Origin of the sequence: Streptomyces roseochromogenus subsp. oscitans DS 12.976 (assembly GCF_000497445.1) — a bacterium.
Taxonomy (GTDB): Bacteria; Actinomycetota; Actinomycetes; order Streptomycetales; family Streptomycetaceae; genus Streptomyces; species Streptomyces oscitans.
This window is the reverse complement of the sequence record NZ_CM002285.1, coordinates 7,215,647-7,229,222: the sequence shown is the minus strand read 5'-3', so window position 1 is coordinate 7,229,222 and position 13,576 is coordinate 7,215,647. Positions and strand designations below refer to the sequence as shown.

At 70.4% G+C, this 13,576-nt stretch carries 10 protein-coding genes; 3 read left to right on the top strand and 7 right to left on the bottom strand.

The genetic code is table 11. The features are described 5' to 3' along the window. Window positions 1-205: 205 nt before the first annotated feature. Both M878_RS80910 and M878_RS80905 read left to right on the top strand, forming a co-directional pair. On the top strand, window positions 206-1,030 hold the full coding sequence (locus M878_RS80910; protein WP_023551448.1) for a thioredoxin domain-containing protein: 825 nt from the start codon (window positions 206-208) through the stop codon (window positions 1,028-1,030). A 94-nt stretch (window positions 1,031-1,124) separates the two neighbouring features. Next, the gene (locus M878_RS80905) at window positions 1,125-2,795 is read left to right on the top strand and encodes an alkaline phosphatase D family protein (protein ID WP_031226382.1); all 1,671 of its coding nucleotides are present in this window, start codon (window positions 1,125-1,127) and stop codon (window positions 2,793-2,795) included. Between the two features lie 9 nt (window positions 2,796-2,804). On the opposite strand, the gene M878_RS80900 is transcribed toward M878_RS80905, so the two are convergent. The 7 genes from M878_RS80900 to M878_RS80870 all read right to left on the bottom strand — a co-directional run bounded on the left by M878_RS80900 (window position 2,805) and on the right by M878_RS80870 (window position 9,469). After that, window positions 2,805-3,383 carry a dienelactone hydrolase family protein gene (locus M878_RS80900; protein ID WP_031226380.1) on the bottom strand — a complete coding sequence of 193 codons (579 nt, stop codon included), beginning with the start codon at window positions 3,381-3,383 and terminating at the stop codon, window positions 2,805-2,807. Between the two features lie 158 nt (window positions 3,384-3,541). Further along, on the bottom strand, window positions 3,542-4,282 hold the full coding sequence (locus M878_RS80895) for an SDR family NAD(P)-dependent oxidoreductase (RefSeq protein WP_031226378.1): 741 nt from the start codon (window positions 4,280-4,282) through the stop codon (window positions 3,542-3,544). Between the two features lie 116 nt (window positions 4,283-4,398). Then, window positions 4,399-5,985 carry a Na+/H+ antiporter gene (locus M878_RS80890; protein WP_023551444.1) on the bottom strand — a complete coding sequence of 529 codons (1,587 nt, stop codon included), beginning with the start codon at window positions 5,983-5,985 and terminating at the stop codon, window positions 4,399-4,401. Between the two features lie 116 nt (window positions 5,986-6,101). Next, window positions 6,102-6,569, bottom strand: coding sequence for a GNAT family N-acetyltransferase (locus M878_RS80885; protein WP_023551443.1), 468 nt, complete (start codon window positions 6,567-6,569; stop codon window positions 6,102-6,104). Next, window positions 6,566-7,510: an RluA family pseudouridine synthase gene (locus tag M878_RS80880; protein ID WP_023551442.1), complete on the bottom strand. Its 945-nt coding sequence runs from the start codon at window positions 7,508-7,510 to the stop codon at window positions 6,566-6,568. Before M878_RS80880 ends, M878_RS80885 begins: the two co-directional genes overlap by 4 nt. Window positions 7,511-7,610: 100 nt before the next feature. Then, window positions 7,611-8,252: a signal peptidase II gene (lspA, locus tag M878_RS80875; RefSeq protein ID WP_023551441.1), complete on the bottom strand. Its 642-nt coding sequence runs from the start codon at window positions 8,250-8,252 to the stop codon at window positions 7,611-7,613. 59 nt (window positions 8,253-8,311) lie between these two features. Continuing rightward, entirely contained in the window at window positions 8,312-9,469 is a 1,158-nt protein-coding gene (locus tag M878_RS80870) for a TraR/DksA family transcriptional regulator (RefSeq protein WP_023551440.1), read from the bottom strand. 783 nt (window positions 9,470-10,252) lie between these two features. Here M878_RS80870 and ileS point away from each other — a divergent pair. After that, window positions 10,253-13,429: an isoleucine--tRNA ligase gene (gene ileS, locus M878_RS80865; protein WP_023551439.1), complete on the top strand. Its 3,177-nt coding sequence runs from the start codon at window positions 10,253-10,255 to the stop codon at window positions 13,427-13,429. Window positions 13,430-13,576: the final 147 nt, after the last annotated feature.

Below are 13,576 nucleotides of genomic sequence, written 5' to 3'. Positions count from 1 at the left end.
CCCCCGGGTCCGCCGGCCTGCCCCCGCCCCGGGCTCCGCGCCGGGCCGCCGCCCGCGACCTGCTTTTCGTGCACTCCCTGGGACGACGTGGACCGCCGTGCTCGCCCACTCTCGCCGCCGTCTGAGCGGCGAGGCCTGAGCACATCCAGTCCCCCACACGTATTCCGCGTACGGCATGTGCGCGTCCCACACGGAGATCACCAGTATGAGCAAGCGGAACAGCCAGTCGGCGAAGACGGCGGCCCGGGAGCGGCTGCGCCAGGAGCGCGAGCGGCAGGCCAAGCGTGACAAGGCCAGGCGGCAGGTCATAGTGGCCGCCTCGGTCGTGGCCGTACTGGCCGCGGCCGGCGGTATCGGCTATGCCGTCGTCCAGGCGAACAAGCCCACCGGGTGGGAGGCCGTGAAGGACCAGAAGCTGGTCAAGCCGGCCAACACCACCGGTGCGGACGGTACGACCGTCGTCATCGGCAAGAGCACGGCCAAGAAGACCCTCTCGATGTACGAGGACCCGCGCTGCCCGGTCTGCTCCATGTTCGAGCAGAGCGTGGGCTCGACGGTGCGCCAGGACATCGAGGACGGCAAGTTCAAGTTCCAGTTCGTCGGGGCCACCTTCATCGACGACAACATCCCGGGCACGGGCTCGAAGAACGCGCTGAGCGCCCTGGGCGCCGCGCTGAACGTCAGCCCGGAGGCGTTCCTCGAGTACAAGTCGGCGCTCTACTCGGCGAAGTACCACCCGGGCGAGCAGGACGACAAGTTCAAGGACGACTCGTACCTGATCAAGGTGGCCGACACGGTCAGCGCTCTCAAGGGCAACACGACGTTCCAGAACGACGTCAAGAACGGCACGTTCGACAAGTGGGCGCTTCTCATGAACGACAAGTTCGACGCGGACGGCAAGAAGTACAGCTTCTCCGGAACCCCGACGCTGATGATGGACGGCAAGAAGCTCACCGTCGACAGCAAGGGCAACCCGCCCATGTCGGTAGCCGACTTCAACCGTGTCGTGGACGCGGAGCTCAAGCGCTGACGCCCCGGCGGAATCCGACCTTCACGTGAAGAGCGGGCGAACATTGTGAGTTCGCCCGCCCTTTTGTCCGTACTGGTCAGTAACCTGATCGGTCGTGACCAGTCGTCAAAGATCACTTCCGGCCCCCGAAGGCCTCAACTCCCTCTCGCCCCGCCGCCGTACGGTCGTCAAGGCCGCGGCGGCGACCGCTGTGCTGGCCGCCCCGCTCGCCGCCACCCTTCCGGCGCGCGCCGCCGGCCAGGCCCCCGCCTTTCTGCACGGTGTCGCCTCCGGTGACCCGCTGCCCGACGGCATTCTGCTGTGGACCCGGGTGACCCCGGCCCCGGAGGCCGTACCCGGCTCCGGGCTCGGCCCGGACACCGAGGTGAGCTGGATCGTCGCCAGGGACAAGGCGTTCACCAGCATCGTCGCCAAGGGCACCGTCAAGGCGACCGCCGCATCCGACCACACCGTGAAGGCCGACGTCCGCGGGCTGCAGCCGGCGACCGACTACTGGTTCCGGTTCTCGGCCGGCGGCACCGACTCCCCGGCGGCCCGCACCCGTACCGCCCCGGCGGCGGACGCGTCCGTTTCCGGCCTGCGCTTCGGCGTCGTCACCTGCGCCAACTGGGAGGCCGGCTACTTCGCCGCCTACCGTCATCTCGCGAGCCGCAACGACCTGGACGCGTGGCTGCACCTCGGCGACTACATCTACGAGTACAAGTCCGGCGAGTACGCGGCCCGCGGCACGGTCGTGCGCCCGCACGCGCCCGCCAACGAGATCATCACGCTTGCCGACTACCGGACCCGGCACGGCAAGTACAAGACCGACCCCGACCTCCAGGCCCTGCACCTGAAGGCGCCGGTCGTAGCGATCTGGGACGACCACGAGTTCGCCGACAACGCCTGGTCGGGCGGCGCCGTCAACCACACCGAAGGCGCCGAGGGCACCTGGACCGCCCGCAAGGCGGCCGCCAAGCAGGCCTACTTCGAGTGGATGCCGGTCCGGCCCGCCATCGAGGGCACCACCTACCGGCGGCTGCGCTTCGGCAAGCTCGCCGATCTGTCCCTGCTGGACCTGCGCTCCTTCCGCTCCCAGCAGGCGTCCGCCGGCAGCGGCTCGGTGGACGACCCGAACCGGACGATGACCGGCCGCGCCCAGCTCGACTGGCTGAAGGCGGGTCTGAAGGCCTCCGACACCAAGTGGCGGCTGGTCGGCAACTCGGTGATGATCGCGCCGTTCGTCATCGGCTCCCTCACCGCCGATCTGCTCAAGCCGCTCGCCAAGCTGCTCGATCTGCCGCAGGGCGGCATCGGCGTCAACACCGACCAGTGGGACGGCTACACCCACGACCGCCGTGAACTCCTCGACCATCTGCGGTCGAACGCCATCGGCAACACTGTCTTCCTGACCGGCGACATCCACATGTCCTGGGCGAACGACGTGCCGGTGGACGCGGGCACCTACCCGCTGTCGCCGTCGGCGGCCACCGAGTTCGTGATCACCTCGGTGACCTCCGACAACCTCGACGACATCGTCAAGGTCCCCGAGGGCACGGTCTCCGCGGTCGCCGCGCCGCTCATCGAGGCCGCCAACCGGCACGTCCACTGGGTGGACACCGACCGGCACGGCTACGGCGTGCTGGACATCACCGCCGACCGCGCCCAGATGGACTACTACGTCCTGTCCGACCGCACCGACGCGAACGCCACCGCCAAGTGGGAGCGCTCGTACCGCACCCGCAGCGGCACGCAGAAGGTCGAGCGGACCTACGACCCGGTCTAGCCGACGTCCCTACGCGTTCTCCAGGCCGTCCAGGAAGCCGAGCGCCACCCGCCAGGTGGCCTCGGCGGCCTCGGCGTCATAGTCCGGCAGCTCGGGGTCGGTGTACAGGTGCCCGGCGCCGGCGTACCGGTAGACCTCCACATCGGCGCCCGCCCGGCCCATCTGCAGATACCAGGCGGTCAGCCAGTCGTCCGTCTCGAACGGGTCCGGCTCGGCCACATGCAGCTGCACCGGCAACTCGTCCACCTGCGTGTTCGGCGCGATGTCCGACGTGCCGTGCAGAAGCAGCAGTCCGCGCGCCTTGGCGTCGCCGAGGGCGAGGGTCTGGGCGATGGAGGCGCCGAGCGAGAACCCGGCGTACACCAGCCCACGGTCCGAGTACGCAGCCGCCGCCAGCACAGCCCGCTTGAGCAGCTCCTCCTTGCCGATCTGCTCCTTGAATTCCATGCCCTCCTCGACGGTGTCGAACGTGCGCCCCTCGAAGAGGTCCGGCGTCCACACCTCGTGGCCGGCCGCGCGCAGCCGGTCCGCGGCCGCGCGCACCGCGGGCCGCAGGCCGTAGGTCGAGTGAAAAAGCATGATGTTCATGAGGCCATGGTGCCAGCCTGCCGGCCGGTGCGACGCCGCCGGAGCCGCCGTCCCCGGCGACACACCGCTGTGGGGGCTGCCGCGCCGCCGATCACGCTGACCCGGTCGGCCTACGACGCCCGCCCGCCTCCGTACGGGCGATGGGCTCCCAGGGTCCGTCAGTTTCCGCGCTCCGCTCCGCCGTTGACCTGGATCACCTGCGAGGTGACGTGCCCGGCGCCGGGCGAGGCCAGCCAGTGCAGGGTCGCGGCCACGTCTCCTGGTATCCCGGCGCGGCCGGTCACCGTGTCGGCGATGAGCCGCGCCCGCCGGGCCTCGTCCATGGTGTCGCCGAAGAACTCGGTGTCCTCGATGTACCCCGGCGCGACCACGTTCACGGTGATGCCGCGCGGGCCCAACTCGCGGGCCAGGTCGTGCGCGTACGGATGCAGCCCCGCCTTGGCCGCCGCGTAGGCGCCGGTGCCCGAACCGCGGTAGGCGGCGATGGAACTGAGGAAGAGCACGCGGCCGCCGGGCTCGGCGAGCCGGTCCTTGAGCGCTTCGGTGAGGAGCGCGGCGGTCAGGACGTTCTGCCGGAAGTTGACGGTCCAGTTGTGGGCCACCCGGTCCAGCGGGTCTTCGCTCTCGGATGAGGGCTCCAGATACCCGGCGCCGCCGGCACCGTGCACCAGGACGTCGACGGTGCCCAGCTCCGCGGCGACGAACCGGGCCACCCCGCGCACCTGCTCGGGCTCGGAGAGGTCCGCCGCGTGGGTCAGCGCCCCCGGCACCCCGGCCTTGTCCAGCACCTCGGCGCGCCGCCCGAGTAACAGCACCCGGTCCCCGTCCGCCGCGAACGCCCGTGCCGTCGCCAGTCCGATCCCCGTACCGCCACCACTGATCACGATGTTGCGAGTCATGATCCGAGAGTAGAAGCGAACCGCAGATGATGCCGGGATTTATCCACAGGTCGGGCACATTTATATGACTATTCACCCGCAGGGGGCACCGTGCACAGGGGCGTCATCCACAGCGGTCACCGCAGACTGCGCACGTCGAGATGCCGGAGCACCCGGTCCACGATCTCCGGATCGGCTCCCGGCTCGCTCCGTGCCGCCAGCACCTCGTGCCGGGCCGCGCTCAGCATCTCGTTCTGGATGTTGCGGATCCGCTTGATCCGCTTGACCCGCTGGTGCTGCGCCTCCCGCCGCTCCTCCTCGCCCATGTCGGGGCTGATGCGGATCCCGATGTCGAAGGCGCGCCGCAGCATCTGCTCGGACAGTTCCTCGGGCAGGTCCTCCACCTGCTCGATCTCCCGCAGTCTGCGCTTGGCCGCCTTCGCGGCCCGCAGCGCCAGCTCCTTCTCGAACTCCTTCTCCCGCTCGGAGTCGGCCCGCACCCCGAGCCGCTTCACCAGCCACGGCAGCGTCAGCCCCTGCAGGACCAGGGTGACGATGATGACCCCGAAGGCGATGAAGACGATCTCGTCCCGGTCGGGAAACGGCGAGCCGGCGTCGGTCTTCAGCGGGATGGCCAGCGCGAGCGCCACCGAGGCCACCCCGCGCATCCCGGACCACCACATCACGACGGTCTCCCGCCAGCTGACCGGGATCTCCTCGTCGTAGTCCTGCCGCGCGTGCAGCAGCTTGGTCAGCCAGGTCGCGGGCAGCAGCCACAGCAGCCGTACGACGATCACCACGCCCACTACGGCGGCGGCCCAGCCGAGCAGCTCGCCCCAGCGCCCCTGGGCCGTGCGGATGGCGTTGTGCAGTTCGAGGCCGATCAGCCCGAAGGCGACGCCCGTGACGAGGGTGTCGATGATGTCCCAGAAGGTGTGCCCGGCCAGCCGGGTCATCACGTCGTCTGCGCCGGTGGCGTACTCGGCGAGGAAGAGCGCCGTGGTGAGCACCGCGAGCACGCCGGAGCCGTGCAGCTTCTCCGCGAGGACGTAGGAGGCGTACGGCACGAGCAGGGTCATGCCGATCTGCAGCGTCGGATCGCCCAGCAGATCCATCAGCCGGTTCGCACCCCAGCCGAGCACCAGGCCCACGACCACCGCGACGACGGCCGAAAGCACCAGGTCGAGTCCGGCCCGCCACACCGAGAACGAGCCGCTCACCGCCGCGGCGATGGCCACGTGGTACAGCACGATGGCCGTGACGTCGTTGAAGAGCCCCTCGCCCTCCAGGATCGACACCAGACGGCGCGGCAGCCCGAGCTGCCCGGCGACGCTGGTCGCGGCGACCGGGTCGGGCGGGGCGATCAGCGCGCCGAGCGCGATGGCGGCGGCGATCGGCAGCCCCGGCACGATGGCGTTGGCGACGAACGCCACGCACACCGTCGTCACGAACACCAGGGCGACGGCCAGCAGGAAGATCGGGCGGAGGTTGGCCGCGAACTGCCGCCAGGAGGTGCGCCGTACGGCGGCGTAGAGCAGCGGCGGAAGCAGACCGGGCAGGATCAGGTCCGGCGGGATGTCGACATTGGGCACGAAGTCGGCCACCGCGAGGACCCCGCCGAACACCGTCATCAGCACCGGCGCCGGCACCCCGAACCGGTCCCCCACCGGGACGCTCACCAGGGCCCCGAGCAGCAGGACGAACAGCAGGGCCAACTGGTCCACGGCCGGCGCTCCGGGGTTCGACGATCACACAGCAGGCCTCAAGCCTGCCATCCGACCGGCGGGAACGCCTGCCGCCGCAAGGTGCGACGCAGCGCCGACAAGGCGCGAGGCACCGCCTACAGGACGCGGCGCATCGCGCGGTGCGGGATGCCGGCGTCCGGGAACTCCGGACCGTACGGCGCGTAGCCGAGGCGCTCGTAGAAGCCCAGGGCGTGGGTCTGGGCGTGCAGGTCCACTGCGGTGAGACCACGCGCACGTGCCGCGTCCTCGATGGCTCGGACCAGAGCCACGCCGACGCCCAGCCCGCGGGCCTCGCGGGAGACGGCGAGCCGGCCCAGGGAGCCCACCGACGCGTCCCCACCGGTCTTCTCCGCCGCGACCGCACCGTGCAGCAGCCGCCCGGTGCCGAGCGGCGCTCCGTCCTCGCGGACCGCCAGGACATGCACGGCGACCGCGTCGTAGGCGTCGTACTCGAGGTCCTCGGCGACGCCCTGCTCCTGGACGAAGACCTCCTTGCGGACCGCGAAGCAGGCCTCGCGGTCGGCGGGGCCCTCGGCGATCCGGACGCTGTACGGCACGCTCACGCGTACGTCTCCTCGCGGACCTGGTCAAGGGCCTGCTGCAGGTCCTCCGGGTACTCGCTCACGAACTCCACCCACTGGCCGTCCCCGGGGTGCTCGAAACCGAGGCGCACCGCGTGCAGCCACTGGCGGGTCAGCCGCAGCCGCTTGGCGAGGGTGGGGTCGGCGCCGTAGGTGAGGTCGCCGACGCAGGGGTGGCGGTGGGCGGACATGTGCACCCGGATCTGGTGGGTGCGGCCGGTCTCCAGCTTCACGTCCAGCAGGGAGGCGGCGCGGAACGCCTCGATGAGGTCGTAGTGCGTCACGGAGGGCTTGCCGTCGGCCGTGACCGCCCACTTGTAGTCGTGGTTCGGGTGGCGGCCGATCGGTGCGTCGATCGTGCCGCTCGTCGGATCCGGGTGGCCCTGGACGAGGGTGTGGTAGCGCTTGTCGACCGTGCGCTCCTTGAACTGGCGCTTGAGCGACGTGTACGCCCGCTCCGACTTCGCGACGACCATGAGGCCCGAGGTGCCGACGTCCAGGCGGTGCACGATGCCCTGGCGCTCGGCGGCGCCGGAGGTGGAGATCCGGTACCCGGCGGCGGCGAGGCCGCCGATGACGGTGGGGCCGCTCCAGCCCGGCGACGGGTGAGCGGCCACGCCGACCGGCTTGACGATCACGACCACGTCCTCGTCGTCGTGCACGATCTCCATGCCCTCGACCGGCTCGGCGACCACCTGCACGGGCGCGGGCGCCTGCGGCATCTCGACCTCGAGCCAGGCGCCGCCGCTCACGCGCTCGGACTTGCCGACCACCGTGCCGTCGACCTGCACCTTGCCGGCCGCGGCCAGCTCGGCCGCCTTCGTGCGGGAGAAGCCGAACATGCGGGAGATGGCGGCGTCGACGCGCTCGCCCTCCAGGCCGTCGGGCACGGGCAGGGTACGGATCTCGGGAATCGTGCTCACCCGTCGAGTATGCCGGACGGGTGGAACCGGCCCGAACGAGCCTGTGGAAAACCGGCTGTCGAGAACTCTGGCGCCGGTCCTTGCGGACCGTGCCGCGGCCTCAGTCCTTGTGGACCGTGCCGTCCGGGTCAAGGCCCCGGAAGGAGAGCAGCACGATCAGGATGCCGCCGCACACGATCGCCGAGTCCGCGAGGTTGAACACAGCGAAGCCCTTGGGCGCGATGAAGTCCACGACCTTGCCCTCGAAGACGCCCGGTGAGCGGAAGATCCGGTCGGTGAGGTTGCCGAGGGCGCCGCCGAGCAGCAGGCCGAGCGCGATGGCCCACGGGTAGCTGTAGAGCTTGCGGGCCAGGCGCATGATCACCACGATCACGGCCGCGGCGATCAGGGTGAAGATGATCGTGAAGGCCGCGCCGAAGCCGAAGGCCGCGCCCGGGTTGCGGATGGCGTTCAGCTCCAGCCAGTCCCCGATGACCTTGATCGGCGCATGGCCCTCCAGCTTGGCGACCACGATCGTCTTGCTGATCAGGTCGAGGGCGTACGCGAACGCGGCCACCGCGAACAGCAGAGCGATCCGGCGCCCGCGGGGGCCCCGCACGTCCGCCGGGGCCTGTCGCTCGCCCGCTCCGGACACACCGGGCGCGGCGGACGCACCGGAACCGGCGGACGCGCCTGCCGCCGGCTGCTCGCCGCTGTCGTTCGGGGTGTCCGGCGTACCGATGATGCGCTCCGCCTCTGCCACGTGAGTCCCTCAACCTAGGTGCCTGACTGAGGACGAGACTACGGCACGGCCCGGCACGCTCAGGAGCGGCGTTCCTGCTTCTGCTTGCACTCGACGCACAGCGTGGCCCTGGGGAAGGCCTGCATCCGGGCCTTGCCGATGGGGTTGCCGCAGTTCTCGCAGAGGCCGTAGGTGCCCGCGTCCAGCCGCTCCAGGGCGTGCTCGTTCTGGACCAGCATGTCGCGCGCGTTGGCGGCCAGCGCCATCTCGTGCTCACGCGCGATGTTCTTGGTTCCGGTGTCGGCCTGGTCGTCTCCCGCGCCGTCCCCGGAGTCCCGCATCAGGCCCACCAGGGAAGCCTCGGAGTTGCTGATCTCGGCGCGCAGCCGCTCCACCTCGGACAGCAGTCCGGCGCGGGCCTCGGCGACCTCTTCCGAGGTCCAGGGGTCCTCGCCGGGGCGCACCGCCAGCTCGCCGGGTTCCGCGGCGGCGACCCGCGCCTTGGGAACGGCGCTCTCCGCCGTGGCCGTGCCAGGAGTCTTCTTCGCAACCACTGTCGTGGCTCCCGTCTGCTTCGCGGCCCGCGCCGCGCCCGCTTTCTTGGCCGTGCTCGCATCGGCCGTCTCCGTGGAGACGCCCTCGGCGGCCGCCTTCCTGCCGCCGGCCTTCTTCGCCGCCGGCTTCCTGACGGCCGTCTCCTCCGCCTCCGCCACCCCTTTCACCGCCGCCTTCTTCCCGGCGGCCTTCTTGCCAACGGTCTTGTTGCCGACGGCCTGCTTGCCGACGGCCTCCGTGGCCGGCGCCTTCTCGGCAACGGCCGTCTTTGCTGTGGTCTTCTTGGCCGCGGTCCCCTTGCCCGGTGCCTCCTCGGAAGCCGCCTTCCTGGCGCCGGCCTTCCTGCCACCGGTCTTGTCGGCGGCCGCCCTCTCTCCGGCCATTTCCTTCACCGCCGCCTTCTCGGCCACCGTCTCCTTCGTCCCGGACTTCGTGGCGGCGGTCTTCTTGGTGGCCTTGGCGGCCGTCTCCTCGGCCTCGGCCTTCCTGGCCGCAGTCTTTTTGGCCTCGGCCTTCCTGACCTCGTTCTTCTTCGCCGCGGCCTTCTCGGCAGCCATCTCCTTGACAGCCGTCTTCCTTGCGGCCGTCTCCTTCGCCGCGGCCTTCTTCCCGGCCGTCTTTCCGGTCGTCTTTCCGGCGGCGGCCGTCTTCGCGGTCGTCTTCCCGGCGGCGGGCTCCTTCACGGCCGCTTCTTTCCGCGCCGGCTTCTTCGCGGCCGGCTCCGCGCCCCTCCCCCCGGTCGCCCTCTTCTTGCCGGCCACTGCCTTGGCCTCGCCAACAGGCGCAGCCGCTGCACCGGAGGCGGCCGCGCCCCTGCGCCGGCCGGTCGCCGGCTGCTGTACGGCGGTCTTTTTCGCCACCATGGCCGCGACCCCTTCACATATTGTGATCTTGTTCGCGAATCGTGCTGGGACGATAAATCGACTTGAGTCCCGCGGCAACGGGGCACACCGCCCGATTCGCCCGCCCTCACCCCCACGCAACGGGCCTGCATCCGTTGTGCCCAGCTCCCCGGCGGGTAATCCGACCGGCCTGGCCTCCCCGGACCCGAGCGCCCGCCTCGCGCCATTCGGGTCATCCGGGCCGGTCACGCCGCCCACGGCCGTACCGCGCGGAAAACCGGTCAGCCGCTGTCCGCGGGGCGCCGTACACTGGGCGGAGCGAGAAGCGTGGATGGGGACGAGTAGCGGCGTACGCAGCCCAGAGCGACCCGGGGACGGTGTGAGCCCGGGGGTGAGCGCGGCGTGAAGATCACCCCGGAGCCGCCGGAAGAAAGCCGCAGCCAGAGTGCTGCGGCGAGTAGAACCGGCTTCGCGACCCCAATGAGGGGGCTCACCGGCGTGTACGGCGCGACGGAGGGCCAAGGAGGGTGGTACCGCGGGAGCGCGCCGCACACGGCGTAGACAGGATCGAAGGCTCTCGTCCCTCCGACGGAAGGCAGCAAGTCCGTTGGAGGATGCTCGCAGATGACAGCGCCGACGTACCGCCAGGTGCCCGCACAGGTCGACCTGCCCGCTCTTGAGCACGCCGTGCTCGACTTCTGGCGCGAGCAGAAGATCTTCGCCAAGAGCCTGGAGCAGTCCGAGGGCCGCCCGGAGTGGGTGTTCTACGAGGGCCCGCCCACCGCGAACGGCATGCCCGGCGCCCACCACATCGAGGCGCGCGTCTTCAAGGACGTCTTCCCCCGCTTCCGCACCATGCGCGGCTACCACGTGGCCCGCAAGGCCGGCTGGGACTGCCATGGCCTGCCGGTGGAGCTGGCGGTCGAGAAGGAGCTGGGCTTCTCGGGCAAACAGGACATCGAGGCGTACGGCATCGCCGAGTTCAACGCGAAGTGCCGCGAGTCGGTGACCCGGCACACCGACGCCTTCGCCGCGCTGACGACCCGCATGGGCTACTGGGTCGACCTGGACGACGCCTACCGCACCATGGACCCCGAGTACGTGGAGTCCGTCTGGTGGTCGCTGAAGGAGATCTTCGGCAAGGGCCTGCTGGTACAGGACCACCGCGTCGCCCCCTGGTGCCCGCGCTGCGGTACCGGCCTGTCCGACCACGAGCTGGCACAGGGCTACGAGACGGTCGTCGACCCGTCCGTGTACGTCCGTTTCCCGCTCACCTCCGGTCCGCTCGCCGGCGAGGCCGCACTCCTGGTGTGGACGACGACCCCCTGGACCCTGGTGTCCAACACGGCGGTCGCCGCGCACCCGGAGGTCACCTATGTCGTCGCGACCGACGGTGAGGAGAAGCTCGTCGTCGCCGAGCAGCTCGTCGCCAAGGCGCTCGGCGAGGGCTGGGAGACCACGGGGCAGACCTTCACCGGCGCCGAGATGGAGCGCTGGACGTACCAACGTCCGTTCGAGCTGGTCGAGTTCCCGAGCGTCGGCGAGGGAACCAATGGGCACAGCCCGGAGCCGGCGCACTACGTGGTCAACGCCGACTACGTCACCACCGAGGACGGTACGGGTCTGGTGCACCAGTCCCCCGCCTTCGGTGAGGACGACCTCAAGGTCTGCCGCGCGTACGGCCTGCCCGTGGTCAACCCGGTCCGCCCGGACGGCACCTTCGAGGAGGACGTCCCGCTGGTGGGCGGCGTCTTCTTCAAGAAGGCGGACGAAAAGCTCACCGAGGACCTCCAGCAGCGCGGTCTGCTCTTCAAGCACATCCCGTACGAGCACAGCTACCCGCACTGCTGGCGCTGCCACACCGCGCTGCTCTACTACGCACAGCCGTCCTGGTACATCCGCACGACGGCGATCAAGGACCGCCTCGTCCAGGAGAACGAGAAGACCAACTGGTACCCCGAGACGGTCAAGCACGGCCGGTACGGCGACTGGCTGAACAACAACATCGACTGGGCGCTGTCCCGCAACCGCTACTGGGGCACCCCGCTGCCGGTCTGGCGCTGCGAGGACGACCACCTCACCTGCGTGGGCTCCCGCGCCGAGCTGACCGAGCTGTCCGGCGCCGCCCAGTCGAACCTCGACCCGCACCGCCCGTACATCGACGAGGTCACCTTCGACTGCCCCCAGGAGGGCTGCGGAAAGACGGCCACGCGCGTGCCGGAGGTCATCGACGCCTGGTACGACTCGGGCTCGATGCCGTTCGCGCAGTGGGGCTACCCGTACAAGAACAAGGAGCTGTTCGAGAGCCGGTACCCGGCGCAGTTCATCTCCGAGGCGATCGACCAGACCCGCGGCTGGTTCTACACGCTGATGGCCGTCGGCACCCTCGTCTTCGACAAGTCGTCGTACGAGAACGTCGTCTGCCTGGGCCACATCCTCGCCGAGGACGGCCGCAAGATGTCCAAGCACCTGGGCAACATCCTGCAGCCGATCCCGCTCATGGACGCCAACGGCGCCGACGCGGTGCGCTGGTTCATGGCGGCCGGCGGCTCCCCGTGGGCGGCCCGCCGGGTCGGCCACGGCACCATCCAGGAGGTCGTCCGCAAGACCCTGCTGACCTACTGGAACACGGTCGCCTTCCAGGCGCTGTACGCCCGTACGTCCGCGTGGGCGCCCAGTGCGGCGGACCCGGCCCCGGCCGAGCGCCCGCTGATCGACCGCTGGCTGCTGTCCGAACTGCACGCCCTCACCGACCAGGTGACCCAGGCGCTGGAGGCGTACGACACCCAGCGCGCCGGCAAGCTGCTGTCCGCGTTCGTCGACGACCTGTCCAACTGGTACGTCCGTCGCTCGCGCCGCCGCTTCTGGCAGGGCGACAAGGCCGCGCTGCGCACGCTGCACGAGGTGCTGGAGACGGTCACGAAGCTGATGGCGCCGATCGTCCCGTTCATCACCGAGCGGGTCTGGCAGGACCTGGTCGCGCCGGTGACCCCGGGCGCCCCGGAGTCCGTGCACCTGGCGGCCTGGCCGGAGGCGGACCTGTCGGCGATCGACCCGGAGCTGTCGAAGCAGATGGTTCTGGTCCGCCGCCTGGTGGAGCTGGGCCGGGCCACGCGCGCGGAGTCCGGCGTCAAGACGCGTCAGCCGCTGTCTCGCGCGCTGATCGCCGCGACCGGCTTCGAGTCCCTGGACCCGGAGCTGCACACCCAGATCACCGAGGAGCTGAACGTCTCCTCGCTGGCCTCGCTGTCCGAGGTGGGCGGCAGCCTGGTGGACACCACCGCCAAGGCCAACTTCCGTGCGCTGGGCAAGCGGTTCGGCAAGCGGGTCCAGGACGTGGCGAAGGCGATCGCGACCGCCGACGCGGCCGTGCTGTCGCTGGCGCTGCGCGAGGGCACGGCGTCGGTGGAGGTCGACGGTGAGACGGTCACGCTCGCCCCGGACGAGGTGATCATCACCGAGACCCCGCGCGAGGGCTGGTCGGTGGCCTCCGACTCGGGTGCCACCGTCGCCCTGGACCTGGAGATCACCGAGGAGCTGCGGCAGGCGGGCCTGGCCCGTGACGCGATCCGGCTGATCCAGGAGGCCCGTAAGAACAGCGGGCTGGATGTGGCCGACCGGATCGCTCTGCGCTGGATGTCGACCGACCCGGCGGTGGTCGCCGCGCTGGCTGAGCACAGTGAGTTGATCGCCGACGAGGTTTTGGCCACCGACTTCCAGCAGGGTGAGGGCGACGACAGCTTTGGTGAGCCGTTCACCGATGAGGGGCTGTCTCTCACCTTCCGGCTGCGGAAGGCATAAGCGCCGAGCGGTTTGAGAAGGGCCCGGTCTCCGGTGAGGAGGCCGGGCCGCCTTCATAGGTGCCGGTCAGTCCATTTTCATAGGTGCCGGTCAGTCCAGTTACTGTGCGAGACTCCTCGTGCCCCTGAGTTTCGTCACTCAACCCGC